Below are 24,564 nucleotides of genomic sequence, written 5' to 3'. Positions count from 1 at the left end.
TCAGAGGAGCCCTCGTACTGGTAGTAATAGTCCCGCCGTTGGCAGGGACGTTTACTACCGCCAGAGGCAGTTCCCAGATAGCTCCAGGCTGCCTAACAGGCTGAGGGACAACAGGAGTTGCTGAGTTGGTACCCTTACGCACTGCCAGGTTTGCACCTGGCTTGGACATGTCCAGACGGATGACAATGAGGTCGATTCGACCCGTGTTCAAAGAGTTGGGATCAAGAGTCACTGTCTGGTCAGCAGTTAGTTCATAGTTGAATCCACCGAGCCAGGCCTTGCCTGGGGCGATCCGTACCTGGGTGACGCTGAGGACAGTGGGCCGGAAAGGTACCGAGCTAACAGGGGCATTACCGTGGGGCAGTAGGTGACTGACCCTGTCCCCTCCCCACATGGAGGCCATAGCCTGCCAGTCAAGCTCTGAGACAGCCTTGGTAGCTCCTGTGGTTACGTTGTCCGCGCTAAACGGATAGCTAATTTCTGCCATGTCACATCCTCGCTTCCAGTTTGCGCAGCTTTTCCCGCATCTCAAATACGGTCTTGTACAGGTTCAGGGGGTCTCCACTTCCTTGCTCACCGATCTTGGGAGAGACAGTGACGGCATTTCCTCCGTCATCCACAGTGATGTCCACTTCTCTGACCATGTCGGAGTACTCCACTCCGTCCACGGCTACCGTGACGATGTCTCCCACGAAGTAATCCCGGCCGAACTTCACTTGCTCTGTGTCGATCGGGTAGATCTGGAAGTTGCCGTTACGCTCGCCCTCTTTGAGGGCTTCATCCGCAGAAAGCTTTACCGCCTCAAGAGCACTTTCGAACTCAGCGGTTGTAACGTCCAGGGATGCCTTGACCGGGTTTCCTGTAGCCATGTCGGTGACGATGGGGAGGTCTCTCCGGTCGATGAAATGCTCTATCTGCATGCCCCATTCGGTTTCGGCCTCTGTATCGATCTTCTGATACAGGTACCGGGCCTTACCCTCGCCCTGGCAAGCCACAATGACTCTTGTGATCTTTGGAGCTGAGAGGGTCCAGATGAACTCCCTGAGATTCCCGAGGTCCGTAGAGAAACGGACCTCCTTAGAGAGGTCCCGGGGAGCAAAGATGTCCAGATCGATGGAACGGGTGTTGGGGTCATACAGGAAGCGATAGCCCAGCTTCTTGGCCTCACACCAGCCGGCCAACTTCTCCCCGATGACGTCGTACCGCAGCGTGTCGTTGACAGTCCCCCCGAAGGTCGGCTTGGTACCGATGTTCACTCCCGGAATCCTGCGGTTCAGTACCGCGGTTGATCCCATGGACTTCTCCAGCTCATCCCAAACCGCACTGGAGCTAGGGGTGTTGACTGTGCGAACGTGTATGGGAGAGGAGTACTGCTGAGCCACAGACTTAGAGGGATCAGGGAAAGCCAGCCTGGAGTAGGCCAGCTTGTTGTCACAGGAGCCTCCTACAAAGAGGCTCCCCATGGACGAGTGTTGCTGGGTGGTGAAGTACTTTTGGAAGTCCTCGATCTGCCCCGTCACAATGGGATTCTCGACACCATCCTGATAGATGGCGACTCCTCCACCACGCTGAAGAAGTTCTGCCTGTTCTGTGCCGGCCCTGACCAAGAGCTTCCAGGAGCCCTGGGCACAGAAACGGACGATGATGTCTAGCTGTAGCCAAGTGTCGATAACACCAACACGGTTCAGGTCCTTATCCCGCACCTCCACTCGATAGCCCATATCAGTACCCCTCGTATCTCGGCTGGAAAGTCAGTCGGACACGGGCACTGGGGGCACCAGGTGTGATACTGACTGTGCACTGGGATGTCCCATCGGGTATGGACCAGAGTTCGGGATTTGCTTTGAGGAGAGGCCAGTAGTTCGTGCCCTGGTCATCCCGGATAGTCTTGAATCCAGGTCGGGTATCGACTGTGAGCGTTCGTCCAAGGTCGATGACATCGGAGGAATCAAGGGGGGCATCAATGCCGAAACTTTGTCCGCCTGGACCAACGAACTCAAAAGCCTTGATGGGGCCTTCAAGCTCCCACCGGGGCCAGGACTCAGCATCTCCGGGGTTCTCGATCACTACTTGGTCGTCTGCAAGTCGACCCGCATTCAGCCTGAGAGGGAAGAGGGCCTGGGAGGTGTCCAGGAAGGCTTCTACATTCCCGAACTCCCACGATGCCACCTGGACATCGTCAGAGTAGAAATAGGGCTCGTACGCCGTGAACTGGAGGCCGTATTTGGTCCAGGTGAATCCCGCTTGGTCCTCGGACTCACTACCCTCCATACCTCCCTTGTAGTAGCAGCGAAGGTACCGAGGTATCCCATTCCCTTCCGCAAACTTGAGTACGCAGAACCCCTTCTTGGGGTTGAGGGAAGATGCAAGACGGGACTTGAGGCGCTTGATGGTCTGCCTGTCGATCCCGTGAAGGTGGACGGGAATCATGACTTCCCGGGCCACTGCCCTGGCGTCTCGGAAAAGTCCTCCATCTAGGTTCGGACTGTCGTCCGCGTGAAGCTCGAAAGGGGGCGCATCTAGACCCGTGGCGCCGGGCATCATCACAATGCCCGGCCACAACGAGTTGGTAAAATCGGTGAGGGGGATTTCCTCCCCCTCACCATTCTTCCCTGTGACAGATACGTACGTCCTCCCCCAGTACACCCGCGTAGGCGGAATAGGTCCGCCTGGGACGGGTGGAGTTGTCCTCCTGAGTACCGGAATTGGCATACGTCACCTCCTAGAGTCGATTGCCGTACATGGTGTCGAGATAGCCAAAGGCCTTGATCACAGCGTCAGTCGTGTTCTCAGACTTGGCTTCATTCACCGTGATGTAGATTGGCCGTTCCGGAGAGGACAGGAGGGACTGAGTGTCCCTGTTGTTGAAGACACGCTCACCTCCCTGGAAATTGACGATCTCCGGACCAAGCTCCCCAACTAGGGCAGGACCAGGAGCAGCAGACAGTGTTCCCGTCCAGTAGCCCTTCTTCTTAGGGGCAGGCTTCTTTTTGGGTGCTGGCTTCTTCTTCTTGGCAGGAGGCTTCTTCTTAGGAGCCTGCTTGGTCGGCTGGCTGACTCCGGTGAGCCAGGAGAGGAGTGAAGCGATGTCTGCCCTTACCGCCTCGCCCTTGCCCACCCCAAGCCCCTTGCGGAGCTTGGAAAGGGCCTTACTCACCAAAGCTGCGATGCTCTTGGTAAGAGCCGACTCCTGCTTTTCTAGGCCCCTGATCAGCTCAAGAGCGGACTTCTCGCCGGCCTTGAAGAACTCACCAGCCACCGACTTGCCAAGAGCATCGGACTGCTTGAAGATGTCGCCATACGTCTTCGTGATGTCCTTGACCTGTGTGGATGACGCGGAGAGAAGGGACTTGGCCATCTCGTTGCCCTGATCAATTCCAGCTTCGGACACCTCACCAATGACAGCGTTGCTGTAACCCTTCTTACGGAGAGCAGTTACGTTCTTCTTGAAGGTGATGATCGCCTTGAGACGATCCTTCAGCCCCGAGAGAGCTCCACCCGCGGATACACCACCACCAGAATTGAAGGCAGCTGCAAGAGGGGTTCCTCCACTGGCCTGAGACGAGATCTCCTTAGCCATCTGACTCTTCTGTTCCCTCAGATCGGTCAGTTTGGCGTTGGCATTCTTGATCTTCTGAGCAATGGATGCCCTCTTGGATGCAGCCTTGGTGAGAGCTGTGTTCTCCTTTGCCAGCCACTTGGACAGCGAGCCGTGCTTGCTCTTGGAGATCAGCTCAGCAGAGAACGCCTTCGAGAGAAGGTCCCTCATCTTTCCAAGAGCAGTATTGAGCTGGCTCGTACTTCCCATCATGGCCTTGTAGAGACCACTGTTCTTGGTCCCTGAGGCGTAGCCCTTCTCAACTTCCTTGCCCGCGATAATGGAGTCACGAGCGTTGAGGACGGTTTCCCCGCCCTTGAAGTTGACTAGCTCGGGGCCTTCTTCACCGACCCAAGCCCAGCCCTTGTCAGCGCCATCGGTGCCAGACGCGTAGCCCTTAGGGATGCCAGAGCTGAAGCCGTAGACGTCCGTGAACAGCATGGAGTTAGCGCCTCTTGCGCGAGGGCCTACAACAACTCCGTCACCACCGCGAGACTCCACATTGACACCGTTGATAGTGCCGGCTGTATGACCGACCCCAGCGTTTGTAATACCTATCATGAAGGGGGATTTGAGGTCTCGAATCCACCCCTCGGGAGCGCTAGCGCCGCTGAATGAACCAGTCGCCCAACGTCGATGGGGCTTCTGGCCTCGGATGACAGACTCAATCGCGGAGAGGAATCCAGAGCAGTCCCACGAAGGATCTCCGTTGCCTCCCCACTGATATGGTTTGCCGTTCTGTGTAAGGGCCCACGAAAGGCCCTTTGCAGTGCCAGGACCACCTTCTTCTAGGATCCCATCGAGTTTCGGGGGAGAGGAGCTGAGCCCCTTTCCACTGAAATCAAAGAGCTGATCCAGGTTAGGTAGATTCTCCTTGGCGGTCTCGTAGATCTCTCCGGCCACCTGTTGGCCGTAGCCCATGGGGTTCTGCCAGATCTCTCGGAGACCTGAGACGTTCTCGACAAATCCGTTGTAGGAGTTGCGAGAGACTTCCCAGACACCAGCGATGCTGTCCTTGACCATCCCAATCGGGTCTGAGACGAGAGCCTTTCCGCCCTCCCAGAGACCCTTGAGAGAATCCCATCCACCTCCGAAGAGGTTGGATACGATCTTCTGCAAGGTCTTCGGAGAGAACATGTGGCCCAGGTAATCCTTTCCTCTTTCGAGGACGTTCCCCTTGCCTTTCCAGACGTCATCCCAGAAATATTCTGCGCTGACCGGGGCGAGAGCCCCACCTACAACACCTACCGCCTGACCCCACCCGGAAGGCACTTTGGCCTTCCGCAGTACCTCGAACATGTCGCGAGTCAGGAAGTCGTACTGGCCCTTGAACTTCCCCCCAATACTGGTGCCGTTGTAGAGGCTGCCTGGCTTTGCCCCACCCTGGACACCCTTCCGGGTGTCTCCCCCGAGAGCATCGGAGGAGTTGTAGAGGCTTGCAGCACCCGTTGCCCCCAAGATGTTGGGGCCCAGGTTGAAGTTCCTCATGGCGTCGTCAATGCCGCCAAGACCGAGCTTCTTGAGAATGCCTCCGTCAGCGAACTGCATTGCCTGACGAACACCTTCAACACCCTTGGTGCGGGCTGCCAGGTTCAGTTGGTTGATTCGCTCATGACCCATGGCCCGAGTGACCTCGGGACGCATGATGGCCTCCCCACCAGAGAGGTGGAGTTCGCCGGCCGTGGGGGAGGAGAAGACGTGAACGTCCTGTCCGGGTGTGTAGCCCGGAAGCACACCCCCTGTAGCACTCTTCCTCTTCTTCTTGGAAGAGCCTCCAGAGGAACCGCCGTTGCCAGGAGCCTTCTTACCGATGTCGTTCAGTCGGTCGTCAAGAGTCCCAGCCTTCTTGGCTGCATCGTCCAGGGCATCCTTGAGGTTCTTCACGGCCTTGATGACCGTGGAGAGGGTCTTCTTGTCCAGGTTGGTTACCCGGCCATGGAGACCGGAGTTGGACGTACCTACCAGGGTATGAACGCTGTTTACTGCGGCCCGAAGGTTGTTGAACTCCTTCTTGATGGTGCCGAGTTTTGCAGCGTTCAGGCTGGCTACCGAACGGATGGTGGCCTTGATCTTCTCCTGGAGAGTGTTTCCGGCAGACGTCGTCTGCTTGAATTCCCCAGAGAGTTTGTCAAGGTCCTTACGATTCAAAGCAGATACCGAACTGGCTGTAGAATCAACCTTGTTCTTCAGGTCCGTCACAGTTCCGTGAGCGGAATCCACTGTCAGTTTCAGCCCGTTCAGGCTCTGCCCGTTCAGCTCCTTCATCAACTCGTTGGACTTCTTGAGGTGCTTGTTTAGCCCCTTGACCTTGTCCTGAAGGGAGTTGACCTCTCCGCCTACCGTGCCAAGCCCGGCGCGGTTGAGCTGGTTTACCTGACTGGTGACGTTGTTAACCCGAGATCCAGTGTTGTTGGCAGCCCCTTGGAGGCTGCCGTTGCCTGTGCCGGCGAACTGGTCAACGAGCTGCCTTACCGAGGTGGAATTGACATCCCGGATCTCTCTCTGAAGTCGCCTGATGGCTTCCTCAGTCTGAGAAATGGCATTCTCGGTATCCCGCATGGAGTTGCGGAGTTGATTAGAGCCTGAGTCCCGGCCCGTGACACGGTCCCGCATACGGGCAACCGGGCCTCGTACGTCTCCGTCTCGCCGCTGTGTGCGGCTGTCCTGGTAACCCTGGCGGAATCCGTTGCCATCTCTACGAGAACGAAGCCCGTCCCTGACCTGAAGGCCAGTCCTTCCAGCGCCACGTGCACCCCGTGCAGCAGCCCCGATGGGACGAAGGCCTGCACCCATGATCTTGGCTACCTTGCCGAAGACCTTCGTCAGAAGACCGATGGCAATGATGAAGGGGAGAGCTACCGCGGCCATTTTCAGGAGGTTGGCAAAGACTTCCTTGACCTGGGGATGGGCATTCAGCCAGTCAGAGAACCACTGAATCTGTTCCACGAAAGTGCTGAGGGTGGAGAAGAACGTCTCAAGCAGCTTGACAATGTTCTCCTGCTGATCTCCACCGAGCTGCTTCACTTGCTGGAGAAGGCCACCCTCATAGATGACGTTGCCGTTTTTGTCCTTGCCTTGGGCCTGGCCCATGATGGACTGGCCCAGACCTGTGTATTCGTACTCGCCGGTCTTGGGGTTCTCCTGGGCAAACAAGGAGCCCAGCTCGAATTGAGCCCTCTCCTTGATCTGGGAAACACGGCCACTGATGGTGGCGGAAGTCATCTTCTCGCCGTAGCCGGCGGAACCACCCTTAGTGCTGTGCTCCTCGGGATTGACAATGGGCTGCTTGCGGTCGGGGTCAATCTTCCGCTTGCCGTCCTCGCCCTTCACGAAGTATCCCGGGTCCCAGGCCTCAAGCAGGTTGTCAATCATGTCCTGACCGGAGATGCCTCCACCCTTGGCAACAGGAGTACCTACCTGCTTCCAGAAGGCGCCGGCGTTCTTGTAGCCGAACATCCGGGCAAGCTCACCAGCAGGAATACCGGTTGCCTGAACAAGCTGATTGATGTTCCTGGTAGGAGCCTTGTCCATGTCCATGATGCGGTCCACCGCATACATGGCTCGCTGGAACATGTTCGGGTCCAGGTTTCCGGCCCGAGCCATCGTGTCACCGATGGCCTTGATGATGTCAGTGGTCTTATCGGCTGCCCTATCAGCAGCCGCACCCTTTGTCTTCGGCTTGTACCACTCATTATCGTTACCAGCAATGGACCGAATGAGCTTCATCTGATACTCGTGCATCGTGTCGATGCTGAAAGGAGTATCGATTGCGTATCGCTGGATCTCGTTCATCTGCTTGGCAGACTGCTTCTGAGAAACCCCAGCAGCACCAAGACCAAGCTGACCCAGAATCCTCATGTCTGCGGACTTCACACCGATAGTGGTGAGAGCGCCGGCCACCCCAGCGAGGGGGGCCAAAAGGTTCATGGAGATCAGGCGTCCGGTCTCAGTCACATTGGTGCCGAGGCGTTCAATCGCCTCGCCATTCCGTCGCCAGGACGTCTGAAGGTTGGTCAGGCTACGACCGACAGAGCGGGTGTGGTCATCCATCTGCCGGCGGTAGTCACGGAGGGTGCCCCGAAGAGCTGCCAGCTGGTCTCTATGCCCGTCCATCTGACCACGGAGGTCAGTCAGTCGGGCTGTACGAGACTCAGTGAGAGTTCTCCGAATGTCCTCTCGCATCTGCTGATGCGCACGACGATGGGCAGCAGCCTCCTGACGGGAGGCCCTTTCCGCAGCAATCTGCCTGTCCCGAAGGTATTTCAGGTAAGACCGCTGGGCAGTTTCCCAGCGGCGAGCCTCCTGCTTCCGGGCCTGGACCTCGGACCTCTCTCGCTCCCGAAGGAGACGGAGTCGTTCCTTCTCCGCGGTCTGCCAGGTCTTAGCCTGGGCCTGAGCTGCCTTCTGCTCTGCCTGTACCGTGGACTGAATAGCCCTTCGGGTGGCTACAGAAGTCTGGTCAAGGAGCTTTCGCTTCTCCTTCTCCAGTTTGGCAGCTTCCTTGAAACGCTTGCCTGCTTCCTTGCCGTACTCCTTGGTGATCTCCTGCTCAATACGCTTGAGCACCTTCTTGGAGTCCAGAGCACTCCTCTGGATCTCCTTCTGAGCCTTGTCAGCAGCAGCCTTGGCCTTTTTAGGGATCGTGGCCACGTGGCTGATAAGGCCCTGAGTAAAGGCCTTGCCCGATGCCTTGCCCGAGGCACCCATCTGCCGCTCGATCTGAGCACGTGTCTCTCTGAGTTGCTTCTGATTCAGCCTCGGGAAGACGTCGATATAACCCGATCCGACCTTTATCGGCCCACGGCCTGATCCTGCAACTGCCATGGGCCCTCCTAAAGGGAATTCATTCTGCCGAAGAAGGCAGCTACTTCCTTGCCCGAAGCAAAGTCTTCGGGTTTCGGTGGTGTCGGCTCAGGTTCATCGGGTTGCCCCGGACGCTGAATAGGCGTAGGCGCTTCCATAGCATCTTGGTTCTCACCAGATGAATTGGCCTGAATGAAGAGGTAGTTGGACAACTCCATGGAATCGCAGAGACGAGCCAGGAGGTAGCCGTGGACATCCCACTCAGTGGTCTTGTCCAGAGCCATGAGAAGCGTGGATCTACCAGGCTTCTTCATGAGGGACTTCACGCACACATAGATCTTGTGGAATGACAACCGCCCGCGCTTGTACTCCTCCAGGTCAAGCTGAAAGAACTCCTGGAGATCTGCCTCCAGTTCGTCTTTATGATCCTGAAGTACGCGGACGGTGAGAATCAGTTTCCCGCGTCGCCATACCCACAAGCCTCGAAAAGCTTCTCGGAGAAGTCCCCGAAGTTCCGGATAGACGGCTTGGTCTTCCGGAACTCGATCCACTGTTCGTCCCCAAGAATCTCCTGGACGATCTCAAACTCGGACTCAGCGAGACCGACCTCAAGGGGGAGGTCCAGCGGGTCAGCCGGCACAGAGTAGGTCTGGCCCTTGTACTCAAAAGTCGAGACCTTCGGGGTCTCGTCCTCGGTCTTCTCAACAGGCTTGGTGGCAGCGGTCTTTCGTGCAGCAGTCATAGGGGTCTCCTGGAAATCAAAGTGTGAGAGGAGCCGGGGTTTTAGACCTCCCGGCAGGGTCTATATCTCATATCAACCCAACGGACAAAAAAAGAGATCAGGTTGCCATATCCTCGGTGGTGAGGATGTAACCGAGCTTCCCGGACGAGTCCATAGCGTCAATCGTCAGCTCGAACTGCTGAGACTGGGTGCGCTGAAGGGTGATAGCCCCTCGCTCAGCGACCATGGATCGCTCGATCACTGCACGCCACAGATGCTCACCCTGACGCCAGTCACAGACGAGGGAGAACTCCTTCAGCTCCGGAAGGGAGCTGAGGTCAAGCCGGTACTCACCAGTCGGAGTAGGGGTACCGCCCACGTCTTCAGAGACCTCATCCCACTCGGCACCGAAGAAGGTCTCAGTGACAAGCTTGGTGGCCTCCAGAAGGGTTGCCTGGATCTGGAAGCTAGCGGCATCCACGTTGTAAAGGACAGGAGCCGCAGACTGCCAGGCCGGTAGAGGCGTGGTCGTAATACTCGGGGTCAGAGTGACACCGTTCTCGGAGACGTAACCCAGGGCCTTGTAACCAGCCGGGGGAGTCTCACCATCACCGACATCGGTAGGCAGAACCAGGCCACCCCCCACAGGGGCGATATAAAGCATTCCATCCGGGGCAAACCGGATCTTACTCGCGTTTCCAGAAGGCATAAGCCACCTCAGTTTTCTAGATAGAACAGGGAGACTTCCCCGCTGTATACGTGTTCTCGGGATGCAGCATCCGGCTCGTAGTCGGGGCTGCTGATTTCTAGGGTGTCCAGGAAGTGAAGTTCCCCTGACACCAAATCAGGGAAGTTCCTGAGGAAGTGATCTCGTGCGGAATAAGCAAGGCGTGCTGCCTCTTCCCTGTCCGTGGCATAGGCCTCGTAGACGACGTCCACACGGTCCATGCGATCTCGAACCATCCGGAACCCGCCGTTGTGCTCCACATAGAGCGTGGTGGTTCCGACTTCCCGAGTGGTCATGTCGCCTGTCACGGAGCTTGAAGGGATATCCACCAGGCCTCTGAGGGCCTGGACGATGGAGGGCATGGGATCAGAACTCATTCGATCCTCGCCTTCAGTAGGGCTTCCTTGAGGAATTGCTTACCGGGATGCCTTCGGCCTCGTTTGTCGGTCCAGCCACGGTCCTGAAGCAACGTGTGGCGGACTCGTTCATTGAGTTCGATAATCACGTTGCCGAAGTAGCCCATGGCGTCTCTCTCAACGAAAGAAGACATGTTCTTCTTGATCTGGTTCCAGTTGGTCTTGGTAGACCGAGAACGAGGGGCTTCTCTAACCGCGTTGACTCGGATCTTCTCCGTGGTCTCAGCCACAAGAGCCCCTGCTTCGAGGGTGTTGAACATCTTGTGTTCCCAGCCCATATCGAATGTCATGTGGAACTGGCCTTCTTTGCTCATCCGTTCTTCGCCCTCCAAATGACAAGCCGGGTGTGACGGGTTGAGCCGTAGGGCCATAGGTCAGGGGGTCCCTCGATCTCGTACCAAAGCCCTCGCCACTTCACTCGGTGCTGGTCGTCCAGCACTTCCGTATAGGGGAGGTAGACGTCCAACCGCTCTTGGGCCAAGTCCCGTTCAGGGGACCTGATCTCGAAGTTCCTGGCCGGCTGGACACTGGCACGAGAAAGAAGGACCAGAATTGGATTAGCCCAGTCCTTCTTGGCTGTGTAGGCTCCTGTGATCTCGTTGGCTCGGTAGACCTCAACTCGCTCATCCCACTGACTCATCAGGACCCCATTCGAAGGGGGATGGTGCCTGCGGAAGCTCGGTACCGCTTGAGAGCGTCCTTGGCTGCCTGGGAGAGAGACTGAGGAGAAGAGGCCGTAGCAAACTCGACTTCCCTCTCTCCTGTCCTCTCCATAGCCAGTCCAGGAGTCTGAGCCATCCACCTGATGACCTCAGCCGCGGTAGCAACCTTGAGGACTCCAGGGAGAGTTGCGTAGCCCCAGGACCCTGTGATAGTGACTGGCTCAGTCCAACCCTCAGGGTTGTAGAGGGTGAAGGAAGCAGGCCTCCACTCCCAGCCCGTCAGAGGGACCCCATCTCCGTAAGCAACCGAGGTCACATGGAGAAAGGGGTTGTATCTGCGAGGGATTGTCAGGAAGCAGGAGCCTGAAGCAGGGAGTTGGAAGGATTCGTCCTCACGGCGTTCAAAGTCCTTGCCGCAGTAATCCTCAATCAGGACTGTGCAGTCCTCAATGAAGGACTGCACTCGTGCTTCCTCTTCGGGGGTGAGAGGCCACCCAAGACGGGTGGCCACCTCTTCAGTAGTGACAAAGGCCACTAGTCATCCCTCCCTTCAAAGGGAAGGAGTTGGTTACGGAGTAGGCGCAACCTCGGTGATGACAACCTTGAGACCCCTGACGAACTTCTCACCGATCAGAGTGGAACCCTTCGAGAATTCCGGGTCCTCCTTGATGGTGGTGAAGCCGTACATGGTGTCCAGGCCGATGGTGTCGGCCTTCTTGTCGTAGTCGTAGTCCACGAGCATCCGAGTGGAAATGCCGTTGATGTTCTGGACCGACCCAGTGACAGCACCCATCGGGATAGCGGGGCAGACAGAAGCCAGAAGGAAGGCGCTCTTGTGGAGGAAGTACATTTCGAGGCCGAAGCTCGGGTGGACTACGACATCAAAGCCGTAGTAGCTGCCGATGATCGCCCGACGAAGGGCATTCGTGTCACCGCTGTAATCGACGCTCACGAACTCAGGATCCTTCAGGAGAATGGACTCGACCTCGGGGCCGGCAATTACCAGTCGCTCAGTACCAGGCACATACGCCTTGCCCAGGTACTCACGGGCATCAACGAAGGCCGTACGGATGCGAAGGGCTCGCTCCATCATGTTCTCCCGCGTACCGTCATACGTGGGAATGGAGACGGCAATGTCGCCACCGATGGCGTTCTTCTGAGGCGTGGTCAGGGCGGAGCGAGTGATGTTGGCCTTGATCCAGGCAGCAATGGTGTCATCGAAGTACTCAGCCATACCGCGAGTCAGCGGGGCGAGAACCTGACCCCCGAACTTCTTGAGGTCGAAAGCTACCTGCTCCATGCTCAGAGGAGTTGCGTTCTGAACGAGAGTCGTGAGCTGAACCGGGAAACGGGTTTCCTTGACGAACCCATTCGGTGCCCGTCGTGCGGACGGGTCGGGCCGCTCAGCAGCCGCCGCAAACACGTTGTTGTCACCCGTGATGGTGTTCTTGATGATGGTGGAGACACCAGTCTCCTGGACCTTGATAGAACGGCTCGGACGGTTGACGTTAATCACGTCACCGAGGCCACCAGTGAAGTTCAGCTCAGAATAGCGAGCCGGAATACCACCGAGAGTGAGCTGTCGGTCCAGAAGACCGAGAGCCGCGATGGTGACCTGCTTAGGGTCAAGATTAAAGTGATGCGTAGTCGGCATGTATGTCCTCCAAAAGGGCATGAAAAAAGCCCTCCGGAGGGGAGGGCTTACAGATTACGGGTGGATCAGAGGTAGGAACCGTCCGCGATGAAATCCGCAAGCTCAGAGGGGTCCATGGAGTCCATCTTTGGGGCCCCACCCGTCTGGGCACCTGCACCCTGGAGAGGGGCGAATGCCTGAGCCTTCGGAAGGGATTCCACGAAGGTCTTCACAGCGTCCTTGTTAGGACGCCCGTCCTCCCCGAGGAAGGTGGCCATGTTGAGATACTGAGTGTCGGGCAGATTTACGCCGGCAGTAGCAGCCTGGATAACCATTTCGGCGTTCACCAGGTCCATACCCACCTCACTGAGTGCGGACGTCCGGCCCTCAGTGCGTGCAGCCTCAATCGCCTTCTCGGCATCGGTCATCACAGAGGACTTAAGGGTGTCTCGCTCCTTGGAAGCGGACTTGAAGTTGTCCTCATTCTTCTTGCTCAAAGCCTGCCACTTGGAGGAGTTCTGCTTCTCTGCTTCCAGCAGAGCCAGAGCCTCTTCGAGGGTGGACGGGGCTACAGGGGCAGGTGGTTCCACAACAGGCGGAATAACCGGCTCGGTAGCAGGCGGTGTGGCAACAGGCTCGTTAGGTGTAGTCATGTGCTCTCCCATTTCGGTTTCGTCCGTCCTCCCATTTCGGTTGGACGGGTGAGCTACTTCTCTTCGTTAAGCTTCCGGGCAACATTCCCGGAGTTGCCCTGAGGCTGCTTGGCTGCCATTGCGGCTACCTTGCCTTCCTGGGCCTTGGGATCTTGCGGTCCAAGCTCTGCTACTTCCTTGGCTTCCTTGGCATCGGTCTTCCGCATTTCGCGGAACATCTCGATCTCCGTAGAAGTGAAGCCAGCTCGCATCCACAAGATTTCCTCGGGAACGTTGAGCTGCTTCAGCTTGAGCAGAGCGTCAATGTGCTGGGCTTCAGTCCGGTATTCCGGGTCAGCCCACACAGTTTCGAGGGAGACTTCCTCAGCCCTCTTGTCCTTCTTGATCTGGAAGCAGAGTCGAATGACCTGTTCCCAGGCTTCTCCGAAGTAGAGCATCCGCTCTTTGACCTTGGAGACTAGGCCGGCCTCGGCGCTGATAATCGCCTCACCGGAAGGAGCCGTCCCCTGGTTGACCAGAAAGTAATGGCTCGGTGTCCTGGACACAGATGAAAGATGCTGTACCAGGAGGTTAATGAAGTTCACGTAGTTCTTGAGGTCTGCTGCCTCGAACTGACCGAACTTGGTTTCAGGGTCTTCGCCCTGGAGAACCTTGTCTAGACCTGAATGGAAGGGCTCCTTGGGGTTGCCGTTCTCATCCTCTTCAATCTGCAACCCAGTAACCCACCTCTGGGGGTAGGCTGCGGTCTCAGAGGCAAGGAGAGCGTCACTCGTAATCTTGTTGATGGCATCCTGAATCGGGATGACGTTGACAAGATCCGAGTAAGGGTCACCGTTGATACGGGAACGATTGTGAAAGGGGACGACAGGAACCCGACCAAGAGGGTTGGGCTTCTTGGTGCCCTGTTCCCACTGGGTATTCCCGAGAGGGACTTCGTAGACGTAAGCCTCGGTCCAGAGAGTGACCCAAGTACGCCCCCAGGAGTCCATGAAGAAGCGTGCTGCTGCCTCCAGCTCCGTCAGGGAGCCGGCCTTGTACTGCACAGCCATCTCATCCGCAGAGACTGGAGTGACTATGGGCTCATTCTTCTCGTCTCCCCAGACAATGACGTAAGCACGACCACAGACCATGGCGTCCAGGTGGACTGCGTTGGACAGTGAGTCCAGACTGTTCCTCTGCCAGAATTCCCTAGCTTCCTTGCTCATCCCTCCTTCAGAAGGAATTCGGAAGCCATCGACCCTCATCCGCTCTGTAGCAGAGTCGACGATGAGTCCACAGAAGTTGTCTCGCCAGTCGTTGAAGAGGTCTCGGAAAGCACTCTGGTACCGGGCCTGGGCAAACTTCAGCTTCTGCTGTTCGCCCTCGTAGTAACTCCGGTACTTGAGGAGGTCTTCACGACCGTTGGTCAGCTTGCCTTGTAGAAAGGCAAGCCAATCGATCTCAGTTGAAGGAGGGCCTACAGATGTATAGCCACTCGGGGGGATAATCATGGGGCCTCCTGATCTAGAACCCCACGACGCGTGACCTCCGTTGCTTCATGCGCCCATCTTCAATGGCGTCAGCACGAGCCTCTAGCGCCAGAATGGCGCAGACGGCCAGGTCCACCTTCCGTTTGGATCGGGGGCTGTCTTTTTGGATGAGAATTCCGACTTCTCCACCGACCATTACCTCTCGGGTTACGGCGTTGAGTACGTGCTTTGTGAGACGTTCGTCCCCGTCATGGCAGATGTCCTTAGTCATGACCGCGGAGCGGAAACGCTCTGTTGCCTGAACCATCCGAGTAGGCTTGTTCGTCCAGAACTCATGGACGTACTGTGTATCCCGGGTCTCGAACTGGATCGCCCAACGGCCCATGGCCTCTTGGAAGTAGGGAGGGTCCCCGTAGAACCACTCGACCTTGTACTCCTTGAACGCCTTGTAGACGGCCGCTTCAACGGCCAGAGTGTCTACTTCCCAATCAGACTTGGCGTTCTCAGGGCGTTCCCAGACTTCCAGTACGAAGAGCTTGCCGTCTCGAAGCCGGCAGCCAACCAGGCCAGTTGCGTCATTCCTGATCGACCCATCGAAGCCAATTGCTATCTGGTCACCAGGCTTGATGGGATCCTCTTGGGAGAGAATCAGGTCCCACTCTTCCTTGGACATCCATCCGTCCGAAGACTCTGCAATCTGGTTGAAGTAGAACCGGCAGTAGGTGCTGTCAGGAGTCGTCCGGTCGAAAAGGATGGTCCTGGTGAGACCATCGATGTCAGCCCAGTCAGCGTCCCCGTATGCCTCTATGAGGGCCTTGCGGACCTCTTCCTCAACCCTGATGTCATCGATAGAGATTGAGGCCTCTAGGCAGTCGTACAGCCAGAACCCCTTGGTGACCATCTCGGACTCATGAATCATTTGAGCCACGGAATCTTCGTTGGGGTTATACGCGTTGGTCGTCCCAACCCACCTGGAGCCGGCCTTGGTGGTCTTCTCAACGTTTCGCTTGAGTACCTGGTAGAAGTCGGGTCCACCGTTGGTAGAGATCCAGTGGTGTTGCTCATCCATCACTACGAACGTCGGCCTGTTGCCTTCGTTCGTCCTGCCGGCTGTAGACCTCGGCTTGATGGAGCCAGGCTTGCCAGACTTGAACTGGACGATGCTCTTGGAGATCTCAAGGCCGTAGTGCGCTTCCGCGGGGGACTCAGAAAGCATTCCTCGAACCATGTCCAAGGTCTGCTCTGTCTGGTCCAGTGCAGTAGCACCGATCTGAACGATGGGAAGAGGCACGGCCTTCGCCTTCGGGAGTCCGAAGACGTCCCATCCGTCAAAGCGGACGGGACCGATGAACTCCACAATGGCCAAGGCTGCGAGGAGGGGTGTCTTGCGATGGGCCCCAGCCTTTCGCTCGTCTGAGCGTTCCGGCTGAGTAGGCCCACCTCCCATCAGGTTTGATTGCGTAAAACCACAACACAAACCTCAGTTGCTCGGGAGTGAACTCCCAAGGTTCTCCAGCGTTTTCACCATCCGGGGTTCTGACGAACTTCTTGCACCAGCGGATTACGTGGTAACCAAGTGTCTCTTTGGGGGAGGGGACGCCTTCCGGCAGATTTCCCGTTTGAGGCATCCCCTCACCTCCTATACGACTCGCAGTTTGTTGAACAGTTCTTGGTCCATGTCAAAGTCCGTAAGTTCCTTCTCGGAGGGCTCAGAAGCCCCATCCTCGGGCTTCTCGAACTTCATCCGGAGACGTGCTCTGTCCTCGTTGGTGGCACCCCACTTGGCAACCCTCTGCCGGATCTCGCCGGCCAACTTGGTGTCACCCTTATAGAGTTCGTCTACCAAGAGAACAGTGACAGCCAGTTCCTCCCAGTCGGTTTCCATCCACGTAGCGGACTGAGGAGACTCACTCCAGGTCTTCCAGAAGTGCTTGGCAGCATTGGAGGAGACAGGAAGGTAAGAGGGCAGAGGACGACCAGGCCGAGCCTCAGGGCTCAGCTCTACAGCGTGCTCGTGCTTGTTCCTTCGAACCGCGTTTTCCTTAGGGACTGATCCACGACTTCCCATCAGGGAACACCTCCCCAAAAACAACAGTTCCATCGGCTTCCAGTGTCCAAAGAAGCCGGTTGATTGAGTCTTGCAAAGCCATCATCTGTTTGTCAGCGAGAAGGTGCTCTTCTGCAATCTGTCCGTCAGGAAGAACCTCAACTCGGTGTTCAGCGTGAGAGCACATCAGAACCTCAGCTCGTTGAGCACGTCTTCGTACTCCGGGTAAAGGTCCATCAGGTCATCCAAGTCATCCTGGATTGCCCGGCGTCGTTCAACGGACTTTGACGGCCGACTCTCGACCTTGAAAGGAAGTTCATCGTCTATGTCAAACTGAGTGCTAAGCATTACCAACCTCTTGTGTATGGGAAGCCTTCTTGCGAGCAAGGTATCGTCGCGATCGATTGCGGCTGTTTTCTTTGAGGCACACACTGCAACGCCGTCTTACAGTTCCACTGACTTCCACCTCTTGGACGTCGTACTCATGTCCCTTAGGGCATCGAGTCTTCCTACTGTTCGTGGCCGTAGGCCCTTCGCCTCTGTAGATATTCTCCTTTTGGGAAACTGGCTCAAGGTGATGGGGGTTTACGCACCGCCTGTTCCTGCACAAGTGGTCAAGCTGAAGCCCCTTTGGGATAACAAGACCTGACAACTCGTAGGAGAATCGATGGGCTAGAACACGAGATCCCTTCAACCAAAATTGCCCGTACCCCTTGTCAACACACGCTCGCCACTCCCAGCAACGGGAAGTGTCACCAAGGTCACGGTCAACTTTCGACCAGAAGCGTTCTTCAATTTCCACTAGATTCAAGGTCCTTAAGAAGGTGGTAGAGGTCTCCTGGGGTGTGATCACCATGGAAGGTCCCAGGGAAGAGGTGAATGCCAGCTCGCTCGTAGGCGAGCACAACTAGCTGGCTGCAAATCAAATGGTTTGAAGATTCAACATAATCTCTTATCAACCTTGAACGCATGCCAAGACGCTCAAGAGCGATCGAGAGGTAGTCCAGGAAGGAGTAAGGAGTGTGCTCCAGAAGAAGCGCCTCAACACAGATGTCGAAACGCTCTTGCTCAGTGAGAGGAATCAGTCCTGTTGACCACTCCACGACCGGAGAGGCGTCTTCAAGGCGGATGACCTCTGCCCCTGAGGGCATGGCCTGGACAACCATCCCGTTTCCGATGTAGACCAGGGCGTGTTGGACAGGAGCAAAGTCCCCGACGAACCACTGACCAAAGTTCACGAAGGCGCCGGCGAGGCCACCAATCTTGGTGAGGCCAAAATCCCCGGGCTGAGGCTCAGTCATCAACGCTCCTTGCAATCGCAGCGTTGGACCAGAACATGACCTCTTCAAGCTTTGTCACAGCAAGGGCCTTCTCTCGGCCCTCGGGAAGCAGCTCGTTGAGATGGTCAGCAAGCTGACGGCAGCTCTGCCGAGCTGAGGTGTGCTCATCCCGCTTCTCCTGCCGGCTAGCGGCGTGAAATGCGAAGCGGTGCTCAATGTCCTCAGGACTCATCGGTGGACTCCTCAAGCTCGTTGGCCAGGTCTCGAAGGAACTGGGGGATGGTCTTGCGTACGTCGTAGGGGTACTTGATGAGCCCGCGGCCCAGGTGAATCAGAGGACCTTCATCGAGCTGAAGAAGCAGCTTGGCTGTGATGTCATACCGAGAGACCCTGGAGGCCATCAGTGCTCCTAGCTGTGCGGCTGAGAGCCGCACTTCCGTCCGCAGGTCCAGCAGAAGGCCGGGTCTCTCATCTCTTCCTCGGTTGCCAAGGGGGGTCCTCCACGTGGTAGGTTTCTGTTGTCGCCAGGCGCTCGCACCACACAGGTGAGAGGGGCTGGACACCACTGCGCGAGTGGCGGAACGGCAGACGCGCTGGCTTCAGGTGCCAGTGTCCTTAGGGACGTGGGGGTTCAAATCCCCCCTCGCGCACAAGAGTTACTAGGTAGACCCCACCATTCGAAACTTGGTGGGGTCTACTTTGTTGTACTGTCTTTGGTGTGCCCAGAACTCGTGGGGAGGTCTGAGCATGCTGAGAGCCCGGCTGTGTGGCAGCCGGGCTCTTCTCTGTTCCTTGACTTGGAGCCTCATCCGGAATCGAACCGGCAAGGGTTGTCCCGGAGATCAACCCGGGCCCTTCCAAACCTTGGTGAGGCCTTGACTGAGCACCGCGCGGTTCGACCCGTAGTCTTCAACGCCTGCTGCCAGGAGTGCTCAGTGGTGCTGTACGGGTCCCATCGTCGTACAGCGTTGCTCCAGTCCCCGGACCTCTTCATCCGCGGACCTCGGGGGAGCTTCAATCAGGCGTGCGCCGGCCGGACACACATGGGACGCCTCTTTGTTCCTTGGACGGGATTCGAACCCGCAACCGCTCTCTTCTGTTGTCCGCTTCCGCGGACGGGTACCCGAGTGCTCCACCGTTGAGCTACCAAGGAAATGTGACCACCGCGCATGCGGTTTTAGGGCTGTTATGCCGTGGCCTCTGAAGGACTTTCCCAGTGTCCAACAGCAGTTCCCCAGGCTGGCATTGAACCAGCGGCCTCCGCCTTATGAGGGCGGCGCTCTAGCCAACTGAGCTACTGGGAAAAAAATCTCGCCAGAGGCTTGCTCCGGGACTTCAACCCGGAGTGCTTAGCGAGAGTCGAACTTCCTCGTCTTGGCACTGTGACAACCAGCGTCCAAAACCCAGAGGTTGTCCATCTTCCAACTTCCGCCCCTGGCAACAGGGATGATGTGGTCTACCTCCAGCTCGGATCTTCCTCCGCACATCTGGCAGGTAAACCGATCCCTTGCTAGCACTTGGGCCCTGATCGAGGGCCAGTTACTAGGGCGACTCTGGTTCCTGGCAGAGGTGTTCTGCCAGGGCTTCCGGGTCTGGTGCTCTCGGCACCGACCATCCCGGATGGTCTTGGAGAGGCAACCCTTGGCCAAGCAGATTGAGGATGCACGTGGCATGCTTGGTCACCTCATCAAGTTGTTGCCGGCTGGAGCCGGGGTTCGTTCCTCCAGGCACCAGCCGGAAGTATCGGCCCTGGCTGGATACTGGTCTGACAGCCAGGGCCCTTCACCTTCTTGGATCTCTCATACCAACCCTACCTGGAAATAAAAGGCCAAGGCTTCAAGGCCTTGGCCATCTCTCAACAGGGAGATCGAACAAGAAGGAAACTTAGTTACTACTAGAGGTGATCCTCTTTAAGGAGGATCACTTACTTAAGTACTTTCTCTTCTAACTTCAGTCTAACAGCTCTTGTATCTCCTGTCAACCCTCTTCTTCTAGAGGGTTTCCTAGAGTGTTTCTTCTTCTACTATATATGTAGGTGTCAAAACGAGGGTTTTGTGACAGCTTTTTCTAAAGTGTGGTCCAGATCACACCAAGGAGGGATGTGGTCTCGGTCATCTCCGTTGGCCAGAGGTTAGCAAGGGGCCTAGAGTGGCCAGGGAGATCACCACGAGCCTCCTGGTTGCCTACCAGGCGCCGGCTGGGGCTGAGTGAGGGCCGAGTCCTCTGAGCGCACCAGAGGAAGGCCTGAGGTCATGAGTACCTTTGCCCCCGGAATGCAAGACTCCACAACGCAGTGTGACGTACATCACAGGTTGATGTGAGAGACGAAAACGGCTCCACGCCGTTAGGCTGGAGACACCATCACAGCAATGAGGCTGTGATGGGAGGGTCTTGACCATGAACCTGAAGCAGCTAAGGACATGACATGCCCACTATTTCCGCCTTGCCAGACGCCAGGCTGGTCAACCTTTTCCATAGCGGTTGGTCAGACAGGCAAATTGCTGAAGAGTATGGCATTTCTGTTCAAGCTGTGTCTAAACGTCGGATGAAGATGGGTCTAGTCCGCAAGCGGATCGCCAAAGAGGTGAGCGATTCTCTGGCAGTTCGATGGGACATCCTTACGCCGGCGCGGGGCAAGGCTCACTACAGCGAGCACTCTGCCAGGGCCTTGAAGATCTACCTACGTATGCGTATGGGGGACACCGCCCTCAGTGAGCAGCAGAAGACCATGGCGAAGGCCTGGGTGCAAGAGCTGATCGACCGCCACCAAGTCCTGTGCTACGACCCCGACCGAGATGAGGGCTGGTACTACAGGCCCAGGCGTCCTCAGGACGGGAAGAGGGTCATCGACTGGCCCGCGGATCTACCGTATCCATCCGAGGGATTCAAGAGGGCATTGGATCTCCCCGACTGGTGACGTTGCGCCCCTCATTACGACCGCAGACCCCCTGTGACCAGGGGGTCTTTCGTTTTTGGTAAGGACTACCTAATGGTTGTGCTCCATGGCATGTGATGTACGTCACGTTGATATGGGATATGGTTCGGTTCTCAAGATGTGTAAGTTTCGTGTGGGGGATGAGTCGATTGAAGGCTCACCCAGTCACAAGGGGGTCCCATGCTCCAACTGATCACGTCTATAGCCGCTGTTCAGGCGCCGGCTGGGGATGACGTACTGGGGATGATCTACGGAGGCACGATCGAGGAGACCCGTACATGGGTGGAGACGTCCGCCCTACTGATCACTGAGTGCATAGGCCGCCCGTTTGGCAGGTACTACATGCTCGTGATCACGAACGAGGTAGACGCCAGCGATGTGGAGGAGTTGCATCGGTTGTCGACTGAGCTGGGGCGCAGCCTCAGTGAGTGTGTGGTGGAGAAGGAGCGGATGCATCAGGAACACCCGTTCTTCCCCGGCAGTGAGTACTTCGATCTTGTGACGGTGTACGGAGGATGAGACCCCCAACAACTGGGGCCATGTCAGGAAACGGCATGGCCCTTTTAGTTTGCCCAAAATCAGTCAGCATCAACGATGTTGACGCTTAGGAGGACACATGGGAAACATCGAAACTCAGCCTCGGTCTGTGAGCCAGACCGAGCAGTACGAGAAGTGTGCATACCGCTTCTATCTGCAACGAGTTGAGCGAGTGCAGGAGCGGCCGGCTGCCTGGTCCTTCCAGGGAACAGCCTTCCACTCTGCGGCTGAGAAGTTCGAGAAGGAGTACCGGGAGCCCTCGGAGGAGGAGATGGTGCAGCTCTTCTCTGATCAGTACAGCAAGATGGTGAACGGCGCCATGCAGAAGGAGCCCAACCTTGACTGGTGGATGACTGCCAACAAGAAGCCGGCGGGACAGGACATCGAAGACCGGTACAAGCTGGGACAGAGTCAGGTCCGGGAGTACGTCCGTTGGTCGGAGGTGAATCAGCCCGAGATCTGGGTTGAGGACGATGGCTGGAACGGCTATGACATCGAGGACGCTCCGCGGTACGACCTGAAGATGGGTCTGGAGCTGTACTTCAAGGTGGAGCTGGGAGGAGTCCAGGTTCGCGGATACATTGACCAGCTCGTTCGGGATGAAGACAAGCCGGGGCAGTACCGAGTGAGGGACCTGAAGACGGGCTCCACCAAGTCGCCCTTCCAGTTGGAGACTTACAAGGTGGCTGTTGAGAAGGCCCTTGGTGTGAAGGTCAACAAGGGGGACTGGTGGCTTGGTTCGAAGGGAACGCTGTCACCCAAGAAGGGTGTGGATCTCTCTCAGGTGACGGAGGAGCAGGTGGCGGAGCGGTACGTGAAGATGGACCAGGGTGTGAAGGCCGGCAAGTTTCCGGCCAACCCCGGGTTCGACTGTGGGTTCTGCTCTGTCAGCCACGCATGCTCATTTTCTCGGGCCAGGTAGGTTGATATGAGATACGGACTGTGCCATACTGGAGACAGAAGGAAGAAGGGGTCCTCACCGGGACCCCACTCTTTGAGCCTCATGGTTGATATGAGATATGGAGCCTGAAGTGACACAGTTCACCCCCGAGTTTCGTGAGTGGCCTAAGACCCCCCGACTGTTTCGGGACATCGCGATCACTTCGCTCTCCTTGGTTGAAGCTCTCTATACGGTCAAGGAACTTGCTGGGGACGAACCTACGAAGCAGAACATTCAGGCAGTGATCGACATGGTTCACAGCCTTCGGCCGACCATCTGAGGAGTAGTCATCAACAGTTGGAATCATGCCCAGTCCGCAGCACGGAAGTGGGGTGGAAGCCCTGAGGACTACCTTCCGATCGAGGAGTACATCGACTCCTCCAAGCAGATCATCGGGGATGTTCGACACCGAGCCATCTACCACCACACCCTTGGGGTATGGCTGGTTCAGGAGAAGTTTGGTCCCACCATCTCCGTAACCAAGTCCTCTGGCAAGGTCGTCCAGGTCCCGACTCGGCTTATTGCCGAACGGCACATCATCGAAGACCTCGGTTGGCTTCCTTCGCCGGCTGACTACCTCAAGAACACTCCTGTTGAGAGGTGGATGTCTGGCTCTCAGCGCAAGGAAGTTCCTCTCTCTACCCTTCTCCTCAATCAGCCCTCGGAGGTTGCAGCATGAAGACTGACAAGAATTTCCTTGGAATGCCTGTCTCTGGCGATATCACCGAGGGCTCAACCCGAGTTGACCAGAAGCCCATTGAGGAGCTGGCTCCTCTCTTCCAGGCCCTTGTTGATGACCCGACCATTGTTGAGTTCGGATGGACTCAGTACACTCCGTACTTCAATGACGGAGACACCTGTGACTTTTCGGTAAACGCTCTTTGGGCCATGACCACCGAGGATGTTGAGTGGTTCGAAAGTGGTGACTTTGACCGCTACTACCTTGAGCTCGATTATGAGCACCGGAGCCTGGGCAAGATTGAGAAGGAGTGGGACAGTGAGTCCCGCAAGTACGTAAATCATCGCTACGAGGGCCCGGATGAGGGCCGCTACGACCGGTGCCAGGCTCTTGACCGAGCCCTTCAGTCTGGGGCCTTCGAGACTGTTCTCCTGGACACCTTCGGTGATCACGCCATGGTGACTGTCCGAAAGACTGGCATTGAGGTGGAGCACTACTCTCACGACTGACTCTCTTTTTTTTTAACCTGAGGGTTGATATGAGAGATCAGGTCATGTAGTGTCCTCCTTGTAAGGCGAACACGGCATCAAGTCCTGGTCCACTCGGTAGAGTTGCCTCACCTCGCAGGGAGCGAGGTGTGAGGGGGACTCGCCTTGTACTCCAAGACCGTTCGATCCATCTGCATCGTCGCCCTGGTGGTGGCCGGCACGGCAGCTTGTTCCTCGGGACCTGCCCCGTCTGTGCCGGCTCCTCCAACCTCCTCCAGCCCTACCGCGGAAGCGGTGAACGGAGAGGTCACTCGGAAGGAAGGGGCTGCCATGTATCTGAAGTTGGTGAGCCCCTTCAACGAGGCATTCGAGAAGTGCCTCAAGGTCTACAACCCTCTGATGGAGGCAGGAGCTACCTCCCCTTCTGATTTCCCGAAGGTCAGGTCCGCTTGTGCGGACATCCCTGGTGAGAACAGGAAGTTCTCTGAGGGCCTGGTGAAGGGCAAGTGGCCGACTGAGGCTCAGTCCTCGGTGAGTCAGCTTGCTGACGAGGTTCGAGCAGACCAGCTTGCCTGGCAGGAGATTGCCAAGGCTCGTGTACATGATGACCTGTTCGACCCGAAGTACCCGCTCACCGAAGACACTGAAACTGCTGGACTTGTGAGGGCTCATCTCGGCCTTCCGGCCGCAGAGGACATTGAGGAGTAGAAGTGGGTGCACGAGAAGAGCTGTACGCAGCCTTGATGAAGGGCGGTCCCCACTCCCCGGATCGGTCTGAGAAGGCTAGCCATCTGATCGATGACCTCCTTCATGAGGAGGCTGAGAAGATCCGGGAGGACTCCAAGTCCTCTCTAGTTCAGCAGGGTGGAAAGTTCCAGGCCGGAGAAGTTCATGCAGCAGACCTGATTGACCCGTACGCGAACTAGAGCAACACCAGCAGGGCCCCGAGGACAACACCTCGGGGCCTTTGTCGTTC

At 57.0% G+C, this 24,564-nt stretch carries 24 protein-coding genes and 3 tRNA genes; 8 read left to right on the top strand and 19 right to left on the bottom strand.

The window, feature by feature from the left end; translation table 11 throughout:
- Positions 1 to 488 precede the first annotated feature (488 nt).
- The 16 genes from ABZ154_RS09345 to ABZ154_RS09270 all read right to left on the bottom strand — a co-directional run bounded on the left by ABZ154_RS09345 (position 489) and on the right by ABZ154_RS09270 (position 18,241).
- Positions 489 to 1,721 (bottom strand): siphovirus ReqiPepy6 Gp37-like family protein, encoded by a 1,233-nt coding sequence (locus ABZ154_RS09345; protein WP_356830590.1) that lies wholly within the window; start codon positions 1,719 to 1,721, stop codon positions 489 to 491.
- Between the two features lies 1 nt (position 1,722).
- Positions 1,723 to 2,712 (bottom strand): phage tail family protein, encoded by a 990-nt coding sequence (locus ABZ154_RS09340; protein ID WP_356830588.1) that lies wholly within the window; start codon positions 2,710 to 2,712, stop codon positions 1,723 to 1,725.
- A 10-nt stretch (positions 2,713 to 2,722) separates the two neighbouring features.
- Entirely contained in the window at positions 2,723 to 8,422 is a 5,700-nt protein-coding gene (locus ABZ154_RS09335; RefSeq protein ID WP_356830586.1) for a hypothetical protein, read from the bottom strand.
- An 8-nt stretch (positions 8,423 to 8,430) separates the two neighbouring features.
- Positions 8,431 to 8,685, bottom strand: a complete 255-nt coding sequence (locus ABZ154_RS09330) for a hypothetical protein (RefSeq protein ID WP_356830584.1) — start codon at positions 8,683 to 8,685, stop codon at positions 8,431 to 8,433.
- A 167-nt stretch (positions 8,686 to 8,852) separates the two neighbouring features.
- Entirely contained in the window at positions 8,853 to 9,143 is a 291-nt protein-coding gene (locus ABZ154_RS09325) for a hypothetical protein (protein WP_356830582.1), read from the bottom strand.
- Between the two features lie 97 nt (positions 9,144 to 9,240).
- The gene (locus tag ABZ154_RS09320) at positions 9,241 to 9,831 is read right to left on the bottom strand and encodes a hypothetical protein (protein WP_356830580.1); all 591 of its coding nucleotides are present in this window, start codon (positions 9,829 to 9,831) and stop codon (positions 9,241 to 9,243) included.
- Between the two features lie 8 nt (positions 9,832 to 9,839).
- A complete protein-coding gene (locus tag ABZ154_RS09315) occupies positions 9,840 to 10,211 on the bottom strand; it encodes a hypothetical protein (RefSeq protein WP_356830579.1) in 372 nt (123 codons plus the stop codon).
- 11 nt (positions 10,212 to 10,222) lie between these two features.
- Positions 10,223 to 10,579 carry a hypothetical protein gene (locus tag ABZ154_RS09310; RefSeq protein WP_356830577.1) on the bottom strand — a complete coding sequence of 119 codons (357 nt, stop codon included), beginning with the start codon at positions 10,577 to 10,579 and terminating at the stop codon, positions 10,223 to 10,225.
- 916 nt (positions 10,580 to 11,495) lie between these two features.
- Positions 11,496 to 12,581 (bottom strand): hypothetical protein, encoded by a 1,086-nt coding sequence (locus tag ABZ154_RS09305; RefSeq protein WP_356830575.1) that lies wholly within the window; start codon positions 12,579 to 12,581, stop codon positions 11,496 to 11,498.
- A gap of 65 nt (positions 12,582 to 12,646) precedes the next feature.
- Positions 12,647 to 13,213 (bottom strand): hypothetical protein, encoded by a 567-nt coding sequence (locus ABZ154_RS09300; protein ID WP_356830574.1) that lies wholly within the window; start codon positions 13,211 to 13,213, stop codon positions 12,647 to 12,649.
- A gap of 53 nt (positions 13,214 to 13,266) precedes the next feature.
- Positions 13,267 to 14,703, bottom strand: coding sequence for a phage portal protein (locus tag ABZ154_RS09295; RefSeq protein ID WP_356830572.1), 1,437 nt, complete (start codon positions 14,701 to 14,703; stop codon positions 13,267 to 13,269).
- A 13-nt stretch (positions 14,704 to 14,716) separates the two neighbouring features.
- Positions 14,717 to 16,048, bottom strand: a complete 1,332-nt coding sequence (locus ABZ154_RS09290) for a hypothetical protein (RefSeq protein ID WP_356830571.1) — start codon at positions 16,046 to 16,048, stop codon at positions 14,717 to 14,719.
- A gap of 273 nt (positions 16,049 to 16,321) precedes the next feature.
- Positions 16,322 to 16,567: a hypothetical protein gene (locus tag ABZ154_RS09285; protein WP_356830569.1), complete on the bottom strand. Its 246-nt coding sequence runs from the start codon at positions 16,565 to 16,567 to the stop codon at positions 16,322 to 16,324.
- Positions 16,568 to 17,069: 502 nt separating this feature from the next.
- Positions 17,070 to 17,585 (bottom strand): HNH endonuclease signature motif containing protein, encoded by a 516-nt coding sequence (locus tag ABZ154_RS09280; RefSeq protein WP_356830567.1) that lies wholly within the window; start codon positions 17,583 to 17,585, stop codon positions 17,070 to 17,072.
- Positions 17,521 to 18,030 carry a hypothetical protein gene (locus ABZ154_RS09275; protein ID WP_356830565.1) on the bottom strand — a complete coding sequence of 170 codons (510 nt, stop codon included), beginning with the start codon at positions 18,028 to 18,030 and terminating at the stop codon, positions 17,521 to 17,523. The genes ABZ154_RS09280 and ABZ154_RS09275 overlap by 65 nt, the downstream gene beginning before the upstream one ends.
- Positions 18,023 to 18,241, bottom strand: coding sequence for a hypothetical protein (locus ABZ154_RS09270; RefSeq protein ID WP_356830563.1), 219 nt, complete (start codon positions 18,239 to 18,241; stop codon positions 18,023 to 18,025). Before ABZ154_RS09270 ends, ABZ154_RS09275 begins: the two co-directional genes overlap by 8 nt.
- A gap of 335 nt (positions 18,242 to 18,576) precedes the next feature.
- Between ABZ154_RS09270 and ABZ154_RS09265 the strand changes: the two genes are divergently transcribed.
- Positions 18,577 to 18,659 (top strand) — tRNA-Leu (locus tag ABZ154_RS09265).
- Positions 18,660 to 19,068: 409 nt separating this feature from the next.
- On the opposite strand, the gene ABZ154_RS09260 is transcribed toward ABZ154_RS09265, so the two are convergent.
- The 3 genes from ABZ154_RS09260 to ABZ154_RS09250 all read right to left on the bottom strand — a co-directional run bounded on the left by ABZ154_RS09260 (position 19,069) and on the right by ABZ154_RS09250 (position 19,496).
- Positions 19,069 to 19,162, bottom strand: a tRNA-OTHER gene (locus ABZ154_RS09260).
- A gap of 77 nt (positions 19,163 to 19,239) precedes the next feature.
- A tRNA-Ile gene (locus ABZ154_RS09255) sits at positions 19,240 to 19,313 on the bottom strand.
- A gap of 45 nt (positions 19,314 to 19,358) precedes the next feature.
- Positions 19,359 to 19,496 (bottom strand): HNH endonuclease, encoded by a 138-nt coding sequence (locus ABZ154_RS09250; RefSeq protein WP_356830761.1) that lies wholly within the window; start codon positions 19,494 to 19,496, stop codon positions 19,359 to 19,361.
- Between the two features lie 938 nt (positions 19,497 to 20,434).
- Between ABZ154_RS09250 and ABZ154_RS09245 the strand changes: the two genes are divergently transcribed.
- From ABZ154_RS09245 to ABZ154_RS09215, 7 genes are all read left to right on the top strand, one after another.
- Positions 20,435 to 20,926, top strand: a complete 492-nt coding sequence (locus tag ABZ154_RS09245; protein WP_356830561.1) for a hypothetical protein — start codon at positions 20,435 to 20,437, stop codon at positions 20,924 to 20,926.
- 198 nt (positions 20,927 to 21,124) lie between these two features.
- The gene (locus tag ABZ154_RS09240) at positions 21,125 to 21,463 is read left to right on the top strand and encodes a hypothetical protein (protein WP_356830559.1); all 339 of its coding nucleotides are present in this window, start codon (positions 21,125 to 21,127) and stop codon (positions 21,461 to 21,463) included.
- Between the two features lie 127 nt (positions 21,464 to 21,590).
- On the top strand, positions 21,591 to 22,403 hold the full coding sequence (locus ABZ154_RS09235; protein WP_356830557.1) for a PD-(D/E)XK nuclease family protein: 813 nt from the start codon (positions 21,591 to 21,593) through the stop codon (positions 22,401 to 22,403).
- A gap of 109 nt (positions 22,404 to 22,512) precedes the next feature.
- A complete protein-coding gene (locus ABZ154_RS09230; protein WP_356830555.1) occupies positions 22,513 to 22,701 on the top strand; it encodes a hypothetical protein in 189 nt (62 codons plus the stop codon).
- Positions 22,702 to 23,096: 395 nt separating this feature from the next.
- Positions 23,097 to 23,609: a hypothetical protein gene (locus ABZ154_RS09225; RefSeq protein WP_356830553.1), complete on the top strand. Its 513-nt coding sequence runs from the start codon at positions 23,097 to 23,099 to the stop codon at positions 23,607 to 23,609.
- 309 nt (positions 23,610 to 23,918) lie between these two features.
- Entirely contained in the window at positions 23,919 to 24,296 is a 378-nt protein-coding gene (locus ABZ154_RS09220) for a hypothetical protein (RefSeq protein WP_356830552.1), read from the top strand.
- 2 nt (positions 24,297 to 24,298) lie between these two features.
- Positions 24,299 to 24,514 (top strand): hypothetical protein, encoded by a 216-nt coding sequence (locus tag ABZ154_RS09215; protein WP_356830550.1) that lies wholly within the window; start codon positions 24,299 to 24,301, stop codon positions 24,512 to 24,514.
- Positions 24,515 to 24,564: the final 50 nt, after the last annotated feature.

Source organism: Streptomyces sp. NPDC006261, assembly GCF_040613515.1.
GTDB lineage: Bacteria > Actinomycetota > Actinomycetes > Streptomycetales > Streptomycetaceae > Streptomyces.
Note: the sequence above shows the minus strand (reverse complement) of the source record. Positions and strands in the feature narration are given on the sequence as shown.